General features: G+C 63.8%; 20 protein-coding genes. 11 read left to right on the top strand and 9 right to left on the bottom strand.

Going from position 1 to position 21,019, the window contains the following annotated elements:
* Positions 1–19: 19 nt before the first annotated feature.
* On the top strand, positions 20–1,753 hold the full coding sequence (locus ACVWY6_RS22110) for an ABC transporter ATP-binding protein (RefSeq protein WP_457540961.1): 1,734 nt from the start codon (positions 20–22) through the stop codon (positions 1,751–1,753).
* Positions 1,750–3,708 carry an ABC transporter ATP-binding protein gene (locus tag ACVWY6_RS22105; RefSeq protein ID WP_457540960.1) on the top strand — a complete coding sequence of 653 codons (1,959 nt, stop codon included), beginning with the start codon at positions 1,750–1,752 and terminating at the stop codon, positions 3,706–3,708. The genes ACVWY6_RS22110 and ACVWY6_RS22105 overlap by 4 nt, the downstream gene beginning before the upstream one ends.
* Before the next feature lie 8 nt (positions 3,709–3,716).
* Here ACVWY6_RS22105 and ACVWY6_RS22100 read toward each other — a convergent pair whose 3' ends face one another.
* The gene (locus ACVWY6_RS22100) at positions 3,717–4,682 is read right to left on the bottom strand and encodes a LysR family transcriptional regulator (RefSeq protein WP_062798311.1); all 966 of its coding nucleotides are present in this window, start codon (positions 4,680–4,682) and stop codon (positions 3,717–3,719) included.
* 91 nt (positions 4,683–4,773) lie between these two features.
* Between ACVWY6_RS22100 and ACVWY6_RS22095 the strand changes: the two genes are divergently transcribed.
* From ACVWY6_RS22095 to ACVWY6_RS22085, 3 genes are read left to right on the top strand one after another with little or no spacing between them, the layout of a single operon-like run.
* On the top strand, positions 4,774–6,552 hold the full coding sequence (locus ACVWY6_RS22095) for an acyclic terpene utilization AtuA family protein (protein ID WP_457540958.1): 1,779 nt from the start codon (positions 4,774–4,776) through the stop codon (positions 6,550–6,552).
* Positions 6,549–8,054 carry a CoA transferase gene (locus ACVWY6_RS22090; protein WP_457540956.1) on the top strand — a complete coding sequence of 502 codons (1,506 nt, stop codon included), beginning with the start codon at positions 6,549–6,551 and terminating at the stop codon, positions 8,052–8,054. Before ACVWY6_RS22095 ends, ACVWY6_RS22090 begins: the two co-directional genes overlap by 4 nt.
* 52 nt (positions 8,055–8,106) lie before the next feature.
* Positions 8,107–8,697: an APA family fibronectin-binding glycoprotein gene (locus tag ACVWY6_RS22085; RefSeq protein ID WP_457540954.1), complete on the top strand. Its 591-nt coding sequence runs from the start codon at positions 8,107–8,109 to the stop codon at positions 8,695–8,697.
* Here ACVWY6_RS22085 and ACVWY6_RS22080 read toward each other — a convergent pair whose 3' ends face one another.
* The 3 genes from ACVWY6_RS22080 to ACVWY6_RS22070 form a co-directional block, all read right to left on the bottom strand.
* A complete protein-coding gene (locus tag ACVWY6_RS22080; protein ID WP_457540952.1) occupies positions 8,698–10,311 on the bottom strand; it encodes an alkaline phosphatase D family protein in 1,614 nt (537 codons plus the stop codon). It abuts the gene before it with no gap.
* A gap of 162 nt (positions 10,312–10,473) precedes the next feature.
* A complete protein-coding gene (locus ACVWY6_RS22075) occupies positions 10,474–11,496 on the bottom strand; it encodes an LLM class flavin-dependent oxidoreductase (protein ID WP_457540950.1) in 1,023 nt (340 codons plus the stop codon).
* Positions 11,486–12,136: a TetR/AcrR family transcriptional regulator gene (locus ACVWY6_RS22070; protein WP_457540948.1), complete on the bottom strand. Its 651-nt coding sequence runs from the start codon at positions 12,134–12,136 to the stop codon at positions 11,486–11,488. Before ACVWY6_RS22070 ends, ACVWY6_RS22075 begins: the two co-directional genes overlap by 11 nt.
* Positions 12,137–12,232: 96 nt before the next feature.
* On the opposite strand from ACVWY6_RS22070, the gene ACVWY6_RS22065 reads away from it, so the two are divergent.
* Positions 12,233–13,351, top strand: a complete 1,119-nt coding sequence (locus ACVWY6_RS22065) for a phosphotransferase family protein (RefSeq protein WP_457540946.1) — start codon at positions 12,233–12,235, stop codon at positions 13,349–13,351.
* A complete protein-coding gene (locus ACVWY6_RS22060; protein ID WP_457540944.1) occupies positions 13,348–14,463 on the top strand; it encodes a hypothetical protein in 1,116 nt (371 codons plus the stop codon). Before ACVWY6_RS22065 ends, ACVWY6_RS22060 begins: the two co-directional genes overlap by 4 nt.
* A 25-nt stretch (positions 14,464–14,488) precedes the next feature.
* Here the strand turns inward: ACVWY6_RS22060 and ACVWY6_RS22055 are convergent, their stop codons facing one another.
* Complete coding sequence (locus ACVWY6_RS22055) at positions 14,489–14,959, bottom strand: MarR family winged helix-turn-helix transcriptional regulator (protein ID WP_062798287.1); 471 nt, start codon at positions 14,957–14,959, stop codon at positions 14,489–14,491.
* Positions 14,960–15,072: 113 nt separating this feature from the next.
* On the opposite strand from ACVWY6_RS22055, the gene ACVWY6_RS22050 reads away from it, so the two are divergent.
* The 4 genes from ACVWY6_RS22050 to ACVWY6_RS22035 all read left to right on the top strand — a co-directional run bounded on the left by ACVWY6_RS22050 (position 15,073) and on the right by ACVWY6_RS22035 (position 18,306).
* On the top strand, positions 15,073–15,537 hold the full coding sequence (locus ACVWY6_RS22050; RefSeq protein WP_457540942.1) for a DoxX family protein: 465 nt from the start codon (positions 15,073–15,075) through the stop codon (positions 15,535–15,537).
* Positions 15,538–15,673: 136 nt separating this feature from the next.
* Positions 15,674–16,915, top strand: a complete 1,242-nt coding sequence (locus ACVWY6_RS22045) for a low temperature requirement protein A (protein WP_457540940.1) — start codon at positions 15,674–15,676, stop codon at positions 16,913–16,915.
* 56 nt (positions 16,916–16,971) lie between these two features.
* Positions 16,972–17,451, top strand: a complete 480-nt coding sequence (locus ACVWY6_RS22040; protein WP_457540938.1) for a nitroreductase family deazaflavin-dependent oxidoreductase — start codon at positions 16,972–16,974, stop codon at positions 17,449–17,451.
* Between the two features lie 24 nt (positions 17,452–17,475).
* Positions 17,476–18,306, top strand: a complete 831-nt coding sequence (locus tag ACVWY6_RS22035; RefSeq protein WP_457540936.1) for a hypothetical protein — start codon at positions 17,476–17,478, stop codon at positions 18,304–18,306.
* A gap of 7 nt (positions 18,307–18,313) precedes the next feature.
* Here ACVWY6_RS22035 and ACVWY6_RS22030 read toward each other — a convergent pair whose 3' ends face one another.
* From ACVWY6_RS22030 to ACVWY6_RS22015, 4 genes are all read right to left on the bottom strand, one after another.
* Entirely contained in the window at positions 18,314–19,537 is a 1,224-nt protein-coding gene (locus ACVWY6_RS22030; RefSeq protein ID WP_457540935.1) for a cation:proton antiporter, read from the bottom strand.
* 71 nt (positions 19,538–19,608) lie between these two features.
* Positions 19,609–19,953, bottom strand: a complete 345-nt coding sequence (gene trxA, locus ACVWY6_RS22025; protein ID WP_457540934.1) for a thioredoxin — start codon at positions 19,951–19,953, stop codon at positions 19,609–19,611.
* 43 nt (positions 19,954–19,996) lie between these two features.
* The gene (locus ACVWY6_RS22020; protein ID WP_457540932.1) at positions 19,997–20,425 is read right to left on the bottom strand and encodes a winged helix-turn-helix transcriptional regulator; all 429 of its coding nucleotides are present in this window, start codon (positions 20,423–20,425) and stop codon (positions 19,997–19,999) included.
* 85 nt (positions 20,426–20,510) lie between these two features.
* Positions 20,511–20,900: a DUF732 domain-containing protein gene (locus ACVWY6_RS22015; protein WP_062798276.1), complete on the bottom strand. Its 390-nt coding sequence runs from the start codon at positions 20,898–20,900 to the stop codon at positions 20,511–20,513.
* Positions 20,901–21,019: the final 119 nt, after the last annotated feature.

Below are 21,019 nucleotides of genomic sequence, written 5' to 3'. Positions count from 1 at the left end.
TCGAGCCTGTGACTGCCCCATGCTGACCCGCCTTCTGCGTACCTACATGGGCGCCTACCGTCGCGAACTGAGTGCGGTGGTGATCCTCCAATTCGTGGCCACCGCGGCAATGCTCTACCTGCCGACCCTCAATGCCGACATCATCGACAACGGTGTGGCGCAAGGCGATACCGGCTACATCCTGCGGGTGGGGGCGGTGATGGTGGTCGTCTCGCTGATTCAAATCCTGGGATCGATCGTGTCGATGTACTTCGGTGCACGCGCGTCACTCGGTGCCGGCCGCGACATCCGGCACGACCTGCTGCACCGTGTGGACGGCTTCTCCGCGCGCGAGGTCGGCGCATTCGGGGCGCCGTCGTTGATCACGCGGACGACCAACGATGTTCAGCAGGTCCAGATGCTCGGCGTGATGGCCTGCACCATCTTGGTCACCGCCCCCATCATGTGCATCGGCGGCATCGTCCTCGGCATCGGGGTCGGGGGCCAACTCGCGTGGGTTCTCGTGGTGGCGGTCCCCATACTCGGGGTGACCATGGCGGTGATCATCTATCGGATGATGCCTGGTTTCCGTGCCATGCAGGAGCGCATCGACACGGTCAACCGCGTCCTGCGCGAGCAGATCACCGGGATCCGGGTGGTTCGCGCCTTCGTGCGGGAACCCCACGAACGCAGGCGATTCGCCGCCGCGAACGACGACCTGACCGATGCCGCACTGCGGGTCGGGCGTCTGATGGCACTGATGTTCCCGTCGGTGATGCTGATCAGCAACGTCACCATTGTCTTCATCATCTGGTTCGGCGGTCACCTCATCGAAGACGGCGACGTCCAGATTGGCGCACTCACCGCGATGATCGCCTACGTGATGCAGATCCTGATGGCGGTCATGATGGCCTCCTTCCTCGCGATGATGGCGCCGCGGGCATCGGTGTGTGCCGAGCGCATATACGAGGTTCTCGACACCGAGACATCGGTGGTCCCGCCCACCGACCCGAAGCCGCTCCGCACCTCGGCGGGCATCGTCGAGGTGCGCTCCGCGTGCTTCAGATACCCAGGGGCAGACGAATCGGTGTTGCGCGACATCAGCTTCCGAACCGCGCCGGGCACCACCACCGCTGTGGTCGGGTCGACCGGCTCGGGTAAGACCACATTGGTGGCGCTGCTGCCTCGTCTGATCGACGTCACCGATGGTGCCGTGCTCATCGGGGGGACCGACATACGTGAGCTCGACCCCGCTGTCTTGCGCGAATCGATCGGCCTCGTTCCACAGAAGCCCTATCTGTTCTCGGGAACCATCGCGTCCAACCTGCGGTACGGCAAGAAGGACGCGACCGAAGCCGAGATGTGGGAGGCGTTGACCGTTGCACAGGCCGCAGACTTCGTGCGAGACATGCCGGATCAGCTCGAGACCAAGGTTGCGCAGGGCGGGACGACGGTCTCCGGAGGGCAGCGTCAGCGGCTGGCGATCGCGCGCGCCCTCATCCGGAAGCCGAGCATCTATCTGTTCGACGACTCGTTCTCGGCGTTGGACCTGACCACGGACGCACGCCTGAGGGCAGCGCTCAAACCTGCCACCGGCGACGCCTGTGTCATCATCGTGGCCCAGCGCATCACCACCATCGCCGACGCGGACCAGATCGTGGTACTCGATCGCGGAACCGTCGCCGGCATCGGTACACACGAGCAACTGCTCGCCGACTGTCCCACGTACATCGAGATCGCGGAATCCCAGCTCTCCGTGGAGGGACGGAGATGACCCGCCCCGGTGGCGGAGGCGGGCCGTCGATGGGTGCGATGCCCGCTGAGAAGGCACGCGATTTCGGTCCCTCGGTGAAGCGGCTGATCGCAGTGCTGTCCGCCCATCGCATCGCGTTGTGGGCCGTGCTCTTCTGCGCTGTGGCGTCGGTGGTCCTCAATGCCGTGGGCCCGTTGTTGCTCGGCCATGCAACAGATCTGATCTTCTCCGGGGTGATCGCTGACCGCCTGCCCGCAGGCGAAACGAAGGCCGAGGCCGTGGAGGCGCTACGACAAGACGGCGACGGGACATTCGCCGACATGGTCGCGGCGATGGACCTGACGCCGGGTGTCGGAATCGATTTCGACGCCGTCGGCCGGGTGCTGATACTGGTTCTGGGGCTCTACGCGGGTTCCTCGTTGCTCAGCTGGCTGATGGGGCGTCTGCTCAACGTCGTCACCCAGCGCACCGTGCAGGGGATGCGCTCGGATGTCGAGAACAAGATCCATCGCCTGCCGCTGAGCTACTTCGACGGTAATCAGCGGGGTGACCTACTGAGCCGGGTGACCAACGACCTCGACAACGTCTCGCAAAGTCTCCAGCAGACAATCGCCCAGTTGCTCAACTCGGTGTTGATGGTGCTCGCCATCCTCGTGATGATGCTGTGGATCTCACCGCTGCTGTCGCTGATCGCCATCGTCACGATCCCCGCCGCGGTGATGGTGACAACACTTGTGGCAAAACGCTCCAAACCGCACTTCTTGGCGCAGTGGTCGAGCACCGGACGCCTCAACGGTCAGGTCGAGGAAGCGTTCACCGGACACGAGGTGATCAAGGCCTTCGGCATGCAGGACGACGTCGAGGCAAGATTCGACGACCGGAACGAGAAGCTCTACGAGTCGAGCTGGCGGGCCCAGTTCATCTCCGGGATCATCATGCCGGCGATCATGTTCCTGGGAAATCTGAACTACGTGGCAGTCGCAGTGGTCGGCGGCCTGCGGGTGGCCTCGGGTTCGCTGAGCCTTGGTGATGTCCAGGCCTTCATCCAGTACTCGCGACAGTTCACCCAGCCACTGACCCAGATCGGGTCGATGTTCAATCTCATGCAGAGTGGTGTCGCGTCTGCCGAACGCATCTTCGACATCCTCGACGCGGACGAGCAGGTACCCGATCCCTCCGACCCGATCAGCCCCGGAACGAGCAAGGGCCGCATCACGTTCGACGACGTCTCCTTCCGCTACGCCCCGGATCGGCCGCTGATCGAGCAACTGTCGCTGGTGGCCGAACCCGGGCACATGGTCGCGATCGTGGGGCCGACCGGAGCGGGCAAGACCACTCTGGTGAATCTGATCATGCGGTTCTATGACGTCAATTCGGGAACGATCAGTCTCGACGGCGTGGACACATCGTTGATGACCCGGGATGACCTTCGCGAACGAACCGGGATGGTGCTGCAGGATTCCTGGCTGTTCGGCGGAACGATTCGCGACAACATCGCGTATGGCGATCCCGAGGCCGACGACGAGGCGATCATGGAGGCGGCGCGGGTCAGCCACGTCGACCATTTCGTGCGGATCTTGCCGGACGGATACGACACGGTCATCGATGAGGAGGGTGGCGGTGTCAGCGCAGGCGAAAAGCAGCTGATCACCATTGCGCGTGCGTTCCTGGCGCGGCCGACCCTGCTCATCCTCGACGAGGCGACCAGTTCGGTGGACACCAGGACCGAATTGCTGATCCAGAAGGCGATGGCCGCGTTGCGCTCCGACCGCACCAGTTTCGTGATCGCGCACCGACTTTCCACGGTCCGCGATGCCGACACCATCCTGGTGATGGAACAGGGACAGATCGTCGAACAGGGCTCGCACGACGAACTCCTCGCGGCGCAGGGGGCGTACTACCGGCTGTACAACAGTCAGTTCGTCGGGCCCATGGATGCCGACGACATCGACAGTCCGCAGATGTCCAAGAGCTGATCGACGAATCAGACAGGGGGCTCGGTGTTTCGACCTGTCCTGCGTGCGAGTGTCCGGAAGACGTCGGCCAGCGCGCCCGTCGGTATCGCGCCGTCGGTGTCGTAGCGCCAGGCGGCGAGGGTGGGGAGTCTGAGCCGGGTACCCTCCACGTCGAGCACGTCGATCGGCTCGCCGACAAACGCTTTTGCCATGGCGCCCGTGGGAGATCCGACGAGCGAGAACGCCCTGCCGCCGGCCACCACATGCGCCAGACCTCCGAAGTTGTGGTCGGGCAGGATGATTCGCTTGTGAACTCCGTGACGGCGGAGTAGCTCATCGATCCCTCGGTAGATGGCCGGAGCCGCGTCGTGCTCGATCGATACAAACGCGAGGTGCGCCAATTCATCGAGCCGCACGCTCGATCGGCCGTCGAATCCGTTGCCGCGCCCGACGGCAACCTTCACCACTGCGGTGTGCAGGCGCACCGTCTCGATACCTCGCGCCACGATCGGGCCGTGTAGGAGCGCGGCGTCGAGGCGTCCGGCCTGCAACGACTGCAGCAGTGGTTCGGTGGCGCCGGGATGGAAGGTGACGACGAGTTCGGGGTGGCTTCGGGCGAACTCATCGTGTACGCGGGTCCTCAGTTCGCTGGTGACGTCGGAGGCCACACCGACATCGAGAGTGGGGGAGAGATCGGCGGTGGCGAGTTCGATGAGCCGTGGGATGGCGTCGAATCGTTCGACCAGATCGCGCGCCTGTGGCAACAGGGCGTGGCCCGCGGCAGTGAGATCGACGTGGTGGTGGGCCCGCACGAAAAGCGCTGTACCAAGGCTGTTTTCGAGATACTTGATCCGTTGGCTCAGCGGTGATGCCGCCATGTGCAGTCGCTGCGCGGCGCGCGCGAAGGTGCCTTCCTCGGCAACGGCGACAAAGTAGCGCAGGTGCAACATGTCCACCCGGATCAGGCTAGTCGCGGATCGGACCGTTGCGGTCATCTTGGCCCACTGAACTTGGTCATGGTCCTCCGGCCATGCGCGTCATAGTCTCCCAGAAGACGACATCGGGCACGGCGCTAGGAGTTCATGAATGTCTGTTCCTCCGATCCGGATAGCAAACTTCTCGGGCTACCTCGGAGATCGGTACACCGCGCTCGACGAAGTGATGCGCGGCGACCCGGTGGACGTCTTGATGGGCGACTATCTGGCTGAGATCACGCTCGCTGCGCTGGCCGCGCGGTATGCGCGTGATGCGAGCAAAGGCTACGTCGAGTACTTCGTGGACCAGGTTCGGCCCCACCTGCCCGCGTTGGCCGACCGGGGCCTGCGGGTGGTCACCAACGCCGGTGGATTCAACCCGGCTGCCCTCGCCGCGACGTTGCGGGCAGAGATCAACACCTTGGGGTTGTCGCTGAGGGTGGCACATGTCGAGGGGGACAACGTATTCGCCGAACTCGACGACCTGCAACGGGCCGGTCATCGTTTCGAGAACATGGACACCGGACGGGGCCTGTCCGAGTGGGGTGTCAAGCCCATTGCCGCCAACGCCTATCTGGGCGGCTGGGGTATCGCGGCAGCGCTGGATGCAGGGGCGGACATCGTGGTGTGCGGACGAGTCACCGATGCATCGTTGACCGTCGGCCCGGCGGCGTGGTGGCACCGCTGGGCACCCGACGACTGGGACCGCCTGGCCGGCGCAGTGATGGCAGGACACATCATCGAATGCGGGCCTCACGCGACAGGTGGCAATTTCTCTGGTTTCACGGCCCTGCGGCCGACGTTGACGCCGGGGTTCCCGATCGCGGAGATCGAGGCCGATGGCAGTTCGGTCATCACCAAGCACAGCACCGACGACGGTGTGGTGACAGCCGACACGGTCACCGCCCAGATCGTCTACGAGATACAGGGGCCGCAGTACCTCAACCCCGATGTGACCGTTGACCTTAGCAACGTCCGGCTGCAGCCCGAAGGCACAGACCGGATCCGGGTCACCGGTGTCACGGGTTCGCCGCCACCCGCCACCACCAAGGTCGCGGTTTTCGGGCTTGTCGGATACAGCGTGGTCAACACGGTATTCGTGACGGCGCCGGATGTGGACGAGAAGGTGTCGCTGCTACGCAGCCAGATTGACCGGGATATGCCTGACGGGGTGCAAGTCCATTGCACTCGGATCGGGACGGCGGCATCCGACCCCAACACGCAATGGGACGCAACCATCGCGGTGCGGGTGATGGCGATGTCAGCCGACGCCGAGGTGCTGGCATCGGCTGACATGTCACGTCGCCTCGGCGCCCTCTACCTGCAGGGCATCCCAGGGTACTTTCATGACGGCGCCGCCGGTCTGCACTCCACACCCAAACCACGCGTGGACTATTGGCCTGCTCTGCTGCCGTTGGCCGCGATCGGCCACCGCGCAGTGCTCGACGACGTAACCGTGGAAATCGCCCCGTCCGCCGTCACCCGGACGCCGGGCCAGCCCGAGCATCCCGAGCCGGCCGATCCGGAGTATTCGGGGGCCGCGACCACCGTTGAGCTCGGGGTGGTCGCGCACGCACGCAGTGGGGACAAGGGCGGGAACAGCAACGTCGGGATCTGGACCCCTTACCCGAAGGTCTGGCCGTGGCTACGGCGGTTCCTCTCAACCGAGGAACTGCACCGGTTGATGCCCGAGACAAAGGATCTCGACATCGTCCGCCATGAGTTCCCGGAACTGCGGGCGGTGCACTTTGTGGTGCGCGGCCTGCTGGGGACGGGCGGCTCATCCAACGTTCGGATCGATCAGGTCGGCAAGGCTGTGGGTGAATACCTGCGCGCCAAACACGTGGTGATACCCGACGCCGTCCTCGATCAAGTCCGAAAGCAGTCATGACGCTCACCGGCAGACTCACACAGGCTGTCACCCACCCTGCTTCCAACGATGAGTTCGATGTCGATGCGGAGTTGTCCGACGTGCTCGCCGGTCTCGGGATGACCGCGGGCGACTCGGGTGGATCCACGTCCTTCACGGGCGCCGACCCGGTGGTCCCCAGCACGCTCCGGCTCGGTGGTGCATCGGCCATCGCGCTGGCCGCCAAGTCGATCGCCATCGCCAAACTCGGTCGATCACGCGGATTTCCAGGCCAAGACATCGCTGTCGACCTTCGCGTGACCCCTCACCGGCTGTGCCCGTTCTACGACAGACGATGGGAACTGCTCAACGGCTATCCGGCAACCGCGCCGTCGAATCCCTCGCAGGCGTTGGGATTTCGGTTCTACCGCACGGCCGACGATCGGTGGATGATGCCGCTCAACCCATATCCGAAAATCAAGGCCGGTGCGCAGAAACTGCTTGGCGTGCCCGACGATCCTGACGCCGTTGCCCGCGCCGTCGCCGGTTGGACAGGCGCCGAGCTCGAACAAGCAGGCGCTGACGCCGGTGTGGTGATGCCCATGCTGCGGACCACCGAGGAGCTGCTCGACGAGCCGCACTACCGCGACGTCCTGGCGGATATGCCCCTGGTCGAGATCACCAAGATCGGCGACAGCCCTCCGGAACCGCTGTCTTCCGCCAACGGGAGGGGCGGGTCTGACGATCAGCCTCTATCCGGAGTCAGGGCTCTCGGTATGGGCCATGTCATCGCCGGCGCAGGCGTGGGGCGGACGTTGGCTCTGCACGGTGCGGACATCCTGAATCTGTGGCGACCGGACGAACTCGAACACGACGTCACCTACATCACGGCGAACGTGGGCTGTCGGTCGGCGACGATCGATCCATATCGGCCTGAGGGGGCCGCCAGGATCGGCGAACTGCTGAGCAGCGCAGACGTCTTCTACGCCAATCGACGGCCCGGTTACCTGGACAGCATCGGCGTCAGTCCACGCGAGGCTGCGCGGCGAAGACCCGGAATCATCTATGCCACAGCCTCTCTCAACGGCGAATCAGGGCCATGGGCCGACCGCGTGGGGTTCGACCAGACGGCCGGGTCCCTTGTGGGCATGATGACGCTGGAGGGTGGCGACGGCCCGCCGCGGCTGCCGCCGATCTTGGTGGTCAACGACTACATCGTGTCCTGGCTGATGACCGCGGGCATCGTCGAGGCGTTGCATCGCCGAGCTGTCCACGGTGGCAGCTACAAGGTGCATGTTTCCCTGACGCGGGCCGCACTGTGGATCCTGTCCATGGGGGTGTTCGACAAGGCATACGCGACAACGGCGCCCGGATCCTGTGACGAACACATGTACCGAGATCCGGAGACTTTCACCGCGGACACCCCACTCGGTTTCTATCAAGGAGTGACCGAACAGGTCTCGATGTCGCACACCCCGGGCCGGTACAAAACTGTTCTGGTGCCTCGTGGGTCGAGTCGGCCCGAATGGCCTGCCCGGGCCTGAACGGACTTCCGGGGCGGATCGGCCCGGCCGAGGATGTACTAGAGTCGCGGGCGTGACCACTCGGGGGATGGTGACCGCAACTGTTGTCGCGGCGTGGATATGCATGATGATGGTCGGCGGATGTGCCAGGGGTGTTGATGGTCGAGCGGTGCCGGTCGCTGATCCCAGACCGGTCGGTTTCATCGAGTTCGCGGACGCCGGGTTCAGCATCACCGCGCCGCCGGGCTGGACGGTTCGAGAAGATTCCGACGAACTCATCTATGGGGATGTCGCGCTCACGAAGAAGGGCGACGATGCGTCGATGATTCTCATCGGAGTGCTCGACGGGTCCATCTTTGCGTCCGCGCGGGCCGACAATCGCGTTGCCGCACAGGAACTCGGTTCGGGCATGGGGGAGTTCTTTTTCCCTGATTCGGGTACCCGTGTGGACCGCGAGGGCGGAACGCTGAGCGGTGCCGAGACCACCGGGGCCTTCGAGTTCTACCGCGTCGAGTTCGATGACCGGTCTCGATCAGATGCCGAAGTGTTCTCAGCTGTCGTCGAAAAGGCGGGCGAGCGATGGTGGATGACCTGGTTGAGCAACAAGAGTGCTGTGGACGTGGATGAGGCCTGCGAGCTGGCTGAATCCATCACCCCGATGTGATCAGGTCACCAAGACCTCTGACCTGGCGGACGGAATGGTGATCGTGGCCCGCGTATGCAGGGTGTTGCCGGGATCGGCGATCGATTCGGCCACCCGGAACGTGGCTTCCCAGCTCGATCTCGAGAGTGTGTTCAGAACATATCCGCGTTGAGAGTTGCCGAACTTGACGTGCGGGGATGCCGCCTTCAACTCGCGATCTCCCTCGTCACTATCAGAGCCGTCGGCTCCGGATGCGATTGACGTGCCTGCGATCTCGACGCCGACCGTGGGCGCGGGCCTTGTATAGGTGGTCTTGAGTTCGGACACCACAGACCGATGGATGTCGCCGACGATCGACACGAGATTCTCGACGCCCCGGGCTCTCACTCCGTCGAGGACGCGCTTGCGGGATGCCTCGTATCCGCTCCAGGCGTCCATGCTCACAGCACGGGATCCCCGCCGCGAGCGGGCGAGGTCTGCCATGGGCGTCTGGTGGGCCAGTACGTTCCATCGCGCTGTGCTGGAGCCGAGGCCGTCGAGTATCCACCGCTCCTGGACATCTCCGGTGATGGTGCGAGCGGGGTCTGCGGTCAGTCTGTTCAGCGGGCCGTCGGTGTCTCCGTTGACCTGATCGCTTCGGTATTGGCGGGTGTCGAGCACGCTGAACTCGGCGAGGTTGCCGAACGTGAATCGGCGATAGATACGGATGTCACCGCGCGTGGGATGAATGGTCGCCCGGACGGGTGTGTTCTCCCACCACGCCTTGAGTGCGCCCGCCCGCCGTGTCAAGAACTCCGGCAGAGGTGCGCTGTCCTCGGAAATACCTGCGGCCCAGTTGTTCTCGATCTCGTGGTCGTCGGGCGTGATGATGAACGGGGACGTGCGGTGTGCCGCTTGCAGATGAGGGTCGAGTTTGTACAGGGCGTATCGATCGCGATAGTCATCGAGGCTGTGCGCCTCGGAGTGGCACGAGCTCGGCATGGCAGACGATCCGCGTCGCCCACCGTCCGCCGGTATCGGCTTCTCGTAGATGTAGTCCCCGAGGTGAAAGACGACATCTGGTGCAGCCGACGCCATGTCCCCATAGGCGTTGAAGAATCCATCTGCCCAGGCCTGGCACGATGCCCAGGCAAACGTCATGCTGGCCACATCGGCACTCGCCGCCGGTGCGGTCCGTGTCCTTCCCACGTCGGAGATGTGACCGCCGGACCGGAAACGGTAGTAGTACTCGGTGGATGGCTCGAGGCCACGAACATCCACGTGCACACTGTGCGCGTCGCGTGCGGTTGCGTTCACGGTGCCGCGTCGAACGACGTTTGTGAACTTGTTGTCCAAGGCCATCTCCCAGTCGACCGGCACATCGGACTCGGACATCCCGCCGCGCGGGGCCAAGGGATTGGGAGCCAACCTGGTCCACAGGATCACCGCGTCGGCGAGTGGATCGCCAGAAGCGACGCCGAGGGTGAACACGTGATCGCCGCGAGCAGCGGGCGAGGGGAATGCGGTGGGAGAGCTGATCAAACCGGGGGTGAAGGCCAGGGCACCGGCCACGCCTGCCCAGGTCAAGAACCTGCGACGGGTGGTACCAGCCCGCAGAATTTTGTCTCGGTCGATCGACAGCTCGGGTGACGCCACAGGAATACTCGACCAGCATCAGCTGTCTGTCCGAGGTCCCCGAGGTGACGCCGACACGAAGGGCACTTGACGTTGTGGTGGGGAGCCGAGGGCTCTCGTTGTCGGGTTCGTCTGGATGCAAGGCCTGCCGACGTTCTCAGGTGGCCGTTCAGACTCTGCCGTTCAGACTCTGGGTGACCAGCCGATCTTCGGGCCCAGGTGCGTGGCCATGTCGGTGATGATCTGTAGATAGTCGGTCGCGTCGAACGAGAAGGGCAACGCGAACGCCACCTCGCCGGCTCTCTGGAAGCCGGCGTGGGCGAACAACCGTTCCGCTATCTCGTCCGAGGTTCCGACGATGTCAGGGGCGAAGAGCATTCGGCGCGGGCCCTGAGGGGAGAGAGTCCGGTCGAACCGGGCATCGGCGTAGTCGCGGTATCTGCGTCGCTGCTCCGGGGTCGCCGAATCGGTCGGAATGACAACCAATCCCTGTGACACCCGTGCTTTTTCGGGGTTCGGGTGATGCGCGCGGTAGGCGTCGATGTGCGCGCCCTGTATCGAGGCGAAGTCGGTGGAGGATGTGCCCTCGGTGGTCACCACCGAGCTGGTCAGGTAATTCAATCCTTGCTGTCCGGCCCAGATCGCCGACGACATCATTCCGCCGTACCACAGGCGGTCGATCAGCCCCGGGGAATGTGGCTGGACGATTCTCGAGTACTGCTCGATGCCGACTGTGCCCTCGAAGTCACTCACCGGATTCCCGCGGATGTTGTCCATCAGCCGGATCACCCGGTCTTTGCTGAAGTTCTCCTGCGCGTGGGTTTCGGGATAGAGCTTGTGTTTGAAGTCCTCGTACCGCATCGGGGTTCCCACCGAGACCCCAGGATTCAACCGACCCCCGGACAACAGATCCACCGTCGCCAGGTCTTCGGCGAGTCGCAAGGGATTCTCGAGTCCGAGTGGGATCACCGCCGTACCGAGTTCGATCCGGCTCGTGCGCTGGCTTGCTGCAGCCAGTACCGCGACAGGGGAGGAGATGCCGAACTGCAGGTGCCGATGCCGAAGCCACACGCTGTCGAAGCCGAGTTCTTCTGCGAGTTCGATGGTTCGCAGCAATTCCTCGTGGCCGGTTCCTGGATCGGCCGGATCGAATCGCCCGATGGTCAGGAAACCCATCTTGTGGAGTGGTTCGCCCTCACGTGGCACTGTCTGCCACCTTCTGGCCGCCTGGGGTGATCGCCGGGGGCGCAATGCCATGCAGGATCAGATCGGTGGTCTGATCGACCCACTCATCGTCGAGGTCGTCGCCTGGTCGCATGATCAACCGGATGATCGTTGTCCCGCCGACGACTTCGAGTAATCGGTCGGGATCCGCGCCCGCTCGGACCTCACCACGAGCCACCGCTTGCGCGAGGCGCGTACGCATGGCGGCGAACACACCGTCTTCGAACCGCCGCATGACGAGTTCGTTGAGTTGCGGGTCGGCCCCGATCTCGGCGAGAAGTCCTGGCAGAGCGGCCCGTGCCACCGGGTCGGTGAACATCCTCCGTGAACCGTCGATCATCGCCCGGATGTCCGTCGCGAGATCCCCGGATTCCGAGATGAGGGTTGTCCACGTCGCGGGAAACGCGGCCTCGTGGACCAGGTGTGCCTTGCCCGACCAACGCCGGTACAGGGCGGTCTTGGTGGTACCGGCTCTCTCGGCAACCGCGGCAAGGGTCAGGGCGGGGTAACCGATGGTGACGAGCAGTTCTGCGGTGGCGGCCAGAATCGATTCGTCGATGCGGGGGTCACGCGGCCGTCCGGCGCCGGCGGTCTTGTCTTCCAGTGTCTCGTCTGCTTTCATTACGCAACCGACCGTACCGTAATCTGCGTCACACTTCTGGTGGGGCGTACGAGTTTCCGGAGGGGCACCTTGGCCGCTGAACAACCACTTGCAGACATGAAACTCCAACGCTCGAGTCGTGATGTCACCACTCTTCCAGATCGGCTGGCGTCCTGGCTGTGCACCGTGGTTCCCGGTGGTGCGAAGCCGCAGATCACGGTGGAGAGCGGGATCGATTCGAATGGGATGTCGTCGGAGACCATCGTGTTGAACGCGGTGTGGACCGACGGCGCCGAGCAGAAGAAGCAGCGGTGGGTGGCCCGGGTGACGCCGTCGGACGAGGACATCCCGGTGTTCCCCAGCTATCGCCTTGACCATCAGTTCGAGGTCATGCGTCTGGTGGGTGAATTGACGGACGTTCCCGTGCCCGAGGTGCATTGGATGGAGGCGACGGGGGACGTACTCGGAACGCCCTTCTTCCTGATGGATCACGTGGAAGGCGTGGTGCCCCCGGATGTGATGCCCTATACGTTCGGCGACAACTGGTTTCATGACGCCCCGGTCGAACGCCAACGGCACCTGCAGGATGCGACCGTCGCGGTTCTGGCGAAACTGCACTCGATTCCTCAGCCTGTGGAGACCTTCGCGTTCCTCGGCGACGGGTTGGCGGGCGATACCGCGTTGCGGCGCAACGTCAATTGGTGCAAGTCCTGGTACGAGTTCGCTGTCCCTGGCATCGGGCGCTCGTCGTTGCTCGATCGTGCATTCGTCTGGCTCGAAGAGAACTGGCCGGTACAAGCCGATGCGGCCGAACCGGTCTTGCTGTGGGGCGACGCCCGGTTGGGGAACACGGTGTACCGAGACTTCGAGCCCGTGGCCGTACTGGATTGGGAGATGACAGCACTCGGCCCACGTGAGCTCGACTTGGCATGGATGATATTCGCACACAAGGTGTTTCAGCACATAACAACGTCTCTCGGATTGCCGGGAATGCCGACGACGTTGCGCGAAGAAGATGTGTTGAGCACGTACACAGAGCTCACCGGGGTCGAGGTGGGTGACTTGACCTGGTTCTACACGTATTCCGCAGTCATCTGGGGGTGTGTGTTCATGAGAACGGGAGCTCGGCAGGTCCACTTCGGGGAGATCGAGATGCCGGAAGAAGTCGACGGTCTGTTCCATCATCGGCAACTGCTCGCCGACCTCATCGGCGACAACACGGAGGATGCACTGTGATCGGGCCGCTGGACGAGTACCCCATCCATCAGGCGCCGCTGCCGATCGGGTTGGTGGACGCGAGTGATCGCAACTTCTACGACCGGTGCTATCTGAACGCGCACGACAGGACCGGCGACATCTTCGTGATCACCGGGGCCGGGTATTACCCCAACCTCGGCACCAAGGATGCCTTTGTCCTCGTGCGGCGCGGTGACGTACAGACCGCGGTCCACCTCGGTGATGCCATCGACTCCGACCGGCTCAACCAGCGCGTCGGCAACTATCGGATCGAGGTCGTGGAGCCACTTCGGAGATTGCGTCTGATCTTGGAGGAGACCGAGGGAATCGCGATGGACATGACCTGGGAAGGGTCATTTGATGTCCTGCAGGAGCAGCCTCACATCATGCGCACCGGCAGTCGGATCACGTTGCAGGCTCAGCGTTTTGCTCAGGTCGGCACGTGGAGCGGAACTCTGACCATCGACGGAGAGGACATTGCGGTGGACCCGGAGAAATGGGTCGGGACCCGTGACCGCTCGTGGGGCATACGTCCGGTCGGAGAAGCCGAACCCGCCGGTAAACCGGCCGACCCGCCCTTCGATGGAATGTGGTGGCTGTACGTGCCGATGCGTTTCGACGACTTCGCCATTGTTCTCATCATCCAGGAGAACCCGGACGGTTACCGGATTCTCAACGACTGCACGCGGGTGTGGAAGGACGGCCGAGTCGAGCAACTGGGCTGGCCGCAGGTCGATATCCGGTACGAGTCGGGAACCCGAACTCCCACCGGCGCAACCATCATGTGCACCACCCCAGATGGACAGCAGTTACGGCTCGAGATCGAATCACGGCTGGCGGTACCGATCCACCTCGGCGGTGGATACGGCGGTGACCCCGACTGGACCCACGGGATGTGGAAAGGGGAACAGTTCACCGAACGCCGCACCTACGACGTCACCGACGAAAGCGTCGCGGGACGAATCATGTTCGGGGTGATCGATCACGTCGGGCGGGCGGTATGTCACGGCCCCGGGGCTGACGGCTCCGAGGGTTTCGGCTTGTTCGAGCACGGAGCTCTCGGGCGACACGACCGGTCGGGCTTTGCCGACTGGTTTTCCGTGGCTCCGTGACCGTTCGCCGTGGGGTTTGTCGGCCTCACCGGGAGGGTGGGCCGCCATCGTTGATCCGCCGGCCGATTGCGGCGAGTTGTCGTAGCTGGGCGCGAGTGAGCGGGTCGATGACCAGTCTGCGGACATTCTCGGCGTAGCCCGGTGCTGTCTGCACCACCTTTTCCCACCCGGCGTCGGTCAGGACGGCGTTGGTGAACCGACCGTCTTCGGGGCAGGCGGAGCGGTACACCCACTCGCGTTGTTCAAGCCGTTTGACGACATGGGACAGGCGGGAAAGGGATCCGTTCGCCAACTCGGCCAGGGCGCTCATCCGGAGTGTTCGTTCGGGTGCTTCTGACAGCGCAGCCAGGACCTCGTACTCGAAATGGGTCAACTGGGCATCACGTAAGAGCTGGGCGTCGAGTGCATGCGGAAGTCTGGACAGCAGAACCGCCACCTGCAGCCAGGCCTCCATCTCCTGCTCATCGAGCCATCTTGTCGGCGGTCGGCCAGTCATGAAACGAGTGTAAACCCGCGTTGCGTACTTGATGCTTCAGTTGACGCTTCAATTATTACCCCTCTAAGGTTCACTTGAAACATCAAGTGATTCACGAGTCGATCGAGGGTGATATGAACTATTCCATCGTGCGGAGTGTCGGAATTCTGCTGGCGCGCATCGGTATTGGGTCGGTGTTCTTGGCGCACGGGCTCCAGAAACTGAACACCTATGGGTACGCCGGCACCAAGGCCAGCTTCCAGGGTATGGATGTGCCCATGGCGTCGGTGTCCGCATTTGTGGTCACGTGGCTCGAGATCCTCGGCGGAATCGCCCTCATCGTCGGTGTGCTCACCCCGATCGTCGGTGCCCTGTTCGCGCTCGACATGCTCGGCGCCTACTTCTTCGCGCACATCGACATGGGCCTCTGGGTGGCCGACGGCGGATACGAACTGGTGCTGTCGCTGGGGATGGGATCGCTGCTCCTGGCAGTGGTCGGCGCGGGTGGTCTCAGCGTGGATGCCCTGCTGGCGCCGCGTGTTCGATGGCTGGCTGCAGGGTCGTCACAGCCACGCAACTTCGTGGCCGCGTCGAACTGATCGCGGCACCCACCAAAACGGGTGGTGAGATGTCCGGTTTGCGTTTACGTGGCACGGGGTACTGACGGAGGATGCGTCGTGCCGGCTCAGGCCGCGCGTCCCCTCGTCGGGGCCAACAGTTAGGACCATCCACATAATGGCTGACCGCACATCTGAGATCGGGGGCGATCGATCCGACGGTGACAGTGCGGACAGCGGGGGAGACCAACGCACCCCGCTCATGGCGCCGCCTCGTCTGCGCACCGAAGATGATCGAGCTGCGACACGACTCGAGCTGTTCTTCGACCTTGCGTACGTCTTGGTCATCCACCAGCTCGCGCTGGCGCTGAAAGACGATCTCGGCTGGCACGGTGTCGGTGTCTTCGCCGGCCTGTTCGCGGTCACATGGTGGTCGTGGGTTACCACCACCTTGTATGCGAACAGATTCGACACGAACGACGTCCTCTACCGAGTGTTGAAGCTCGCTGCCACGTTTGCGGTCGCGGTCATGGCGGCGAGCGCGTCCGCGGCCGTCGGTGGCGACGGCACGGTGGCTTTCGCGGTCGGGTACATCGCCACGCGCGTGATCCTCGCCGGCCTCTACCTGCGGGCATGGCGACACATCAGCGAAGTCCGCGTCACGATCAACCTGTACTTCGCCGCGACGGTGGTCAGCGCACTGATCTGGACGGTCTCGCTGCTGACCCCGTCGCCGATCACGTACTGGCTCTGGGCGTTGGGGATAGCGATTGAAGCGATGGCGCCGTTCGCAGCCACCCGGTGGGGTCCTGATGTCCCACTGCACCTCGAACATCTGCCGGAACGCTTCGGTTTGTTCGTGATCCTGGTTCTCGGTGAATCGATCTCGGCCATCGTGCTCGGAATGCACGAGACCCATTGGGCGTGGTCGTCGCTCAGTGTTGCTGCTCTCGGCTTCACCATCGCGGCTGCCGTGTGGTGGATGTACTTCGACATCGGTGGCGCAGAGGCGAAGACGCTGCTGCAGGACGACGAGAGTGCGGTCGGCAGCGGCCGCGCCGACGGGTACATCTACGGGCACCTGCCGCTCACCCTCGGCGCTGCACTTCTCGGGGTCGGTATCGAACAGTACGTCTTGCACCCGGTAGGTGAATTGACGGCGACCGGGCGGTGGGTGCTGTGCGGTGGCCTGGCGCTGTTCATCAGCGGTGTCTGCTGCATCGTCGGCTGGAGTTCGAGCAACTGGAAAACCATCTTCCCGTGGCCGGCACTGGCCATCCCTGCCGTCATCATCGTCGGGTTCGTCGACAACGCCCTTCCCTTCGCGTCGGCCATCGTCCTGGCCGTCGGCGCGATCGTCGCGGTGGTCACCGGGATCGTCCGGCGGCGCAGGAGCAACATGGACACAACCGAGACATGACGGCTGCGATGCCGCTTCTCCCATGAGGTGATGCTGTTGTGAGTAGCCTTGTTCCGGTGGGGATTCTGACGCCGGTGGCGATTAAAATAGGTGCGGTCTCGTGGATGCCGAAATTGCTGCCGCAGATCGAGAAGTGGGACACCCGGTTGCAACGGGTCAGCAATGGGCGGCTCAGTGCGCTCGACATCGCCGGCCTACCCAACATCACGTTGACCGTGCCGGGCCGGAAGTCGGGAGTCCCACGATCCACGCCGCTTCTGTGCGTGCCCCAGGACGGCGGCTGGCTGATCGCCGGCTCGTACTTCGGGGACAAACGAATGCCGGTCTGGGTTCTGAACCTCCGTGCCTGTGAGAAGGCGGAGATCATCTACCGACGCAAGACCGTCGAGGTCTCGTGGCGCGAGGTGACCGGATCCGAACGCGAACAGGCCTGGCAGCGGATGCTCGCGGTGTGGCCGAACTTTGCCGTCTATGAGAAGCGCACAGAGCGGACGATTCCCGTCTTCTTCCTCTCGCCGATCGCCTCCGGCTCCTAGGGGCAGGGCACAGGAAGTCGACCGGTGGACATCGACGAGGTCGCCGACGAGCTGTACGGGCTCGACCCGGCCGAGTTCGTGGAAGCGCGCAAGGCCCGCGTGACACAGGCGCGCAAAGAAGGTGATCGCGAACTCGCAACCGCGATAGGCAAAATGCGCAAGCCGACTCTGGTCGCCTGGGTGGTGAACAACTTCGCTCGAGAAGAACCCGAGCAAGTGGAAGAACTACTCGAACTGGGCGAGGCTCTCCGTGACGCACAACGGCACCTGTCGGGTGACGACCTACGCGCACTGACCACTCAACGACAGCGCGTGATCCGGGCGATGGCGCGCCGCGCGGGTGAGTTGGCGGCGGCACGTGGGCAGCAGGTGAGTGAGACGGCGGCCCGTGAGGTCGGGCAGTCGCTGCACGCCGCACTGGCAGACCCGGAGATCGCCGATCTGGTACGGGCCGGGCGCCTTGTCACCGCAGCGAGCTACAGCGGTATGGGTCCTTCGGGCCTGACGGTGGTGGGCGGTAGATCGAAGCCGACGACGTCGGGGAAGAAGCCGGACACCACGAAGCTGAGAGCCGACGCACAAGCCGAAGTGGATGCAGCCGAACGTGCTGAGCTCGAAGCTCGAGAAGCCGTCGACACCGCCCAGGCCGACGCGCGAGAAGCCGCCGACCGGGTTGCCGAATTGGATTCGCGAATAGAGGACCTGCGCAACCAGCTGTCACAAGCGGAGCAGGAAAGGCAGTTCGCGCACAAGTCCGAACGTACCGCCGCGTCGAATGTGACTGCGGCAGAACACAAGGCCGAACACGCACAAGCGCGACTCGAGGCCGCACGCAAGAAGCTCGCCGACATCTGATCGGTTGTCAGCGCACTGACTTTCCGGCCGCTGGACGTGCATCTGAAGCCATTCGCTGAGCGATCAGCGACGACCCCACACCGTGGATGACCAGGCTGCCGATGATGGTGAGGGTCATCGCGTAAAGGGTCTCCCCGGCGAAATCGTCGTCGAGAGCGTTGAAGGCGAGAAGTCCGAACACGATCGACGCTGTCCCGCGGGGGCCGATTGCCCCGAGGAGCAACCGGTCCGACCGCGAGAGGTCGGACCCGGTGAGTGCGATGAAGACGGGCACGATTCGTACGAGGGTCAACGCGAGCAGCACGTACAGGACGATCGACCACTCGACCCCGAGCGACAGCAACAGCACCGACGTGCTCCCGAAGACAAACCACATCACCAGGCCGGCCAGAATGCCCACTTCGTCGAGCAGGCCCAATTGTTCGTCGCCCAGTTCTTGCTGATTGCGGGCCGCCCGGTAGGCGATGCCGCTGATGAATGCGGCCACAAAACCATTGCCGCCCAGAATGACCGAGCATCCATAGGCGAGCAGTGGGATCATCACGATCCCGATCCTGAGTGACTGAGCTGTGGTGAGGTGGTGGCGCACAGCCGAATTGGTCAGCCAGGCGCTGATCAGACCTACGGCCGCGCCCGCCAGGATGGCGAACGCTGCCGCAGGAAACGCCGACTCGAGCGCTTCGATGGGCGTGGCGGCGTGCTCGTGGTCGCCGGCGAGCGTGAGAGCGAAGACGAAGACCGGTGCGACGATGCCGTCGTTGTACCCGCTCTCCACATTGATCACGTGGCGAACGCGCGCCGGAAGGCGTTTGTCGCGCAAGATCGAGGATGCCGGCGAGAAGTCTGTGGGTACCACCACGCACGCCACGATGAGTACAACGGCAACCGATAGATCTGGCAGGAGAAAGACTCCGAGCACGGTGGCGAGAATGAGCGAGAGAGGCAGGGCAACACAGAGCAATCGCGCGGTGATGGCACGCTCACCTCCGAAGTAACCGCCTTTGACCTCGGTGGCATCGACGAACAGGAGCAGGGCCAGGATGAGTTCCACGGCTCGTTCGGCGATCACAGTGTTGAGTGTGTTGCCGATCTCGTTGCGAGTACTGAAACCGATGGCGATGCCGGCGATGACCATCAGCAGGGGACCGGGTATCCGCCACCGTTCGAGCCGGCCGGCCAAAAGCGACCAGCCGATGATGACCGCCATCGCGATGAGAATCGACGGCGTCATCAGGCGTTCCCATCAGGCTTCGGCACCTGAAAAGCGTAAATGCCTCAGCCCGGCGATGGGCGGGTCGCAACTTATTGATGTGCAGGTACAGCTTGCGGCAGGTGTGGCCGGAGCTCACGCATGATCGCCTGCCGCGACTTCGCACCCACGATGCGCGCCCGTTCTTGGCCGCTGTGGAACAACACGAGCGTTGGCATGCTCATGACCCGGTAACGCGCTGTCGTGGCCGGGTTTTCGTCTACATCGATCGCCACAACGTCCACGACGTCCGCTTCGTCGACGGCGATCTGGTCGAGTACCGGCGCGATCATCCGACAGGGTGGGCACCAGTGGGCGGTGAACTCGACGAGCACAGGGCGGCCACCACTCAAGACGTCGCTGTCGAACGAAGAGTCCGATACGTGGACGAGGGGCATGATCAGTCCTCCAAAGGTGCAGACGGTTGACGCAGGGCTGTGGTCACAGCCGGTTGACCTCGGCTACGAGGCGGTGGCGCGGATCGGCGTGGTCGCCACATTCGCAGCGCAGGACTGCGGTGATCCGGCCACCGCAGCCGCTGTGTCGGTAGACGACGTCGGGGAGTGCGCCGGACCCGAGGTGACGCTCGCCCCAATCGGACAGTGCGGACAGGACGGGCAACAAATCGAGCCCTGCGTCCGTCAACACGTACTCATCGCGAGATCGCCGCCGCGGTACCGAGTAGGGCCGAGTTGCGAGGATGCCGGCTTCGGTCAACCGGCGAAGTCGATCGGAGACGACCTGCCGGGGTGCGGTGGTGGCGCGCTGGATCTCGTCGAAACGTCGCAGGCCGAGGGAGACCTCACGGACGATGAGCAGAGCCCAACGATCACCTACGGTTCCGAGGACGGCTGCGACGCTATCGATCATGGTTCAAAGTCTAGACTATGAACCCAGCTAGGGCGAACTTCCGGCCCTGTCTCGATCAGGGCCGGAAGTGGGGTATGGAAGACGCTCAGTTGCCGGCGAGTTTCGCGGAGTTCTGCGTGCAGTACGCGGGAACGGCGATGTTGATCAATGTTCGAGCCTTGTCTTCGCTGATGCCGGCATCCTCGGCCACCTTCTTTGTGGTGTCGGCGATGCTCGACCCGTTGGACAGTTCCGTGCAGGCCAGTTTGCCGGTCTCGATCTGTTTGGTGCGATCACCAAACGTCACGTCCTGAGTCTTCAGAGCTTCGATGTAGCCGTTGTCCCGTAGATCCCCCGTGGCGTCCGAGACGTCACCGGCCACCTGCTTCGCACTGTCCGTAGCTCGATCGGTGGCTTCCTGCACATCGTCGCTGCTGCATGCGCCGGCGAACAACATGCAACCGATGAATGCCACCAGTGCTGCGAACTTCTTCATGTCTGCCTCATTTTTCCGTTGTGGGTGGTGCAAGAACGATAGAGGATCGGGGGGAGGGGCCAGTCCCGAACGGCTCGCGGACGCACGCGTGGCCGCGCGATGGGAGACCCACCGCGCGG

This window comes from Williamsia sp. R60, assembly GCF_054063855.1.
Note: the sequence above shows the minus strand (reverse complement) of the source record. Positions and strands in the feature narration are given on the sequence as shown.

Excerpts from the sequence above, each read along its gene's own strand:
- ACVWY6_RS22100 (WP_062798311.1), bottom strand. The coding sequence starts at position 4,682 with ATGACCGCAACGGTCCGATCCGCGACTAGCCTGATCCGGGTGGACATG.
- ACVWY6_RS22110 (WP_457540961.1), top strand. The coding sequence starts at position 20 with ATGCTGACCCGCCTTCTGCGTACCTACATGGGCGCCTACCGTCGCGAA.
- ACVWY6_RS22045 (WP_457540940.1), top strand. The coding sequence starts at position 15,674 with ATGGCTGACCGCACATCTGAGATCGGGGGCGATCGATCCGACGGTGAC.
- ACVWY6_RS22105 (WP_457540960.1), top strand. The coding sequence starts at position 1,750 with ATGACCCGCCCCGGTGGCGGAGGCGGGCCGTCGATGGGTGCGATGCCC.
- ACVWY6_RS22095 (WP_457540958.1), top strand. The coding sequence starts at position 4,774 with ATGTCTGTTCCTCCGATCCGGATAGCAAACTTCTCGGGCTACCTCGGA.
- ACVWY6_RS22070 (WP_457540948.1), bottom strand. The coding sequence starts at position 12,136 with ATGAAAGCAGACGAGACACTGGAAGACAAGACCGCCGGCGCCGGACGG.
- ACVWY6_RS22050 (WP_457540942.1), top strand. The coding sequence starts at position 15,073 with ATGAACTATTCCATCGTGCGGAGTGTCGGAATTCTGCTGGCGCGCATC.
- ACVWY6_RS22090 (WP_457540956.1), top strand. The coding sequence starts at position 6,549 with ATGACGCTCACCGGCAGACTCACACAGGCTGTCACCCACCCTGCTTCC.
- ACVWY6_RS22030 (WP_457540935.1), bottom strand. The coding sequence starts at position 19,537 with ATGACGCCGTCGATTCTCATCGCGATGGCGGTCATCATCGGCTGGTCG.
- ACVWY6_RS22020 (WP_457540932.1), bottom strand. The coding sequence starts at position 20,425 with ATGATCGATAGCGTCGCAGCCGTCCTCGGAACCGTAGGTGATCGTTGG.
- ACVWY6_RS22015 (WP_062798276.1), bottom strand. The coding sequence starts at position 20,900 with ATGAAGAAGTTCGCAGCACTGGTGGCATTCATCGGTTGCATGTTGTTC.
- ACVWY6_RS22065 (WP_457540946.1), top strand. The coding sequence starts at position 12,233 with ATGAAACTCCAACGCTCGAGTCGTGATGTCACCACTCTTCCAGATCGG.
- ACVWY6_RS22055 (WP_062798287.1), bottom strand. The coding sequence starts at position 14,959 with ATGACTGGCCGACCGCCGACAAGATGGCTCGATGAGCAGGAGATGGAG.
- trxA (WP_457540934.1), bottom strand. The coding sequence starts at position 19,953 with ATGCCCCTCGTCCACGTATCGGACTCTTCGTTCGACAGCGACGTCTTG.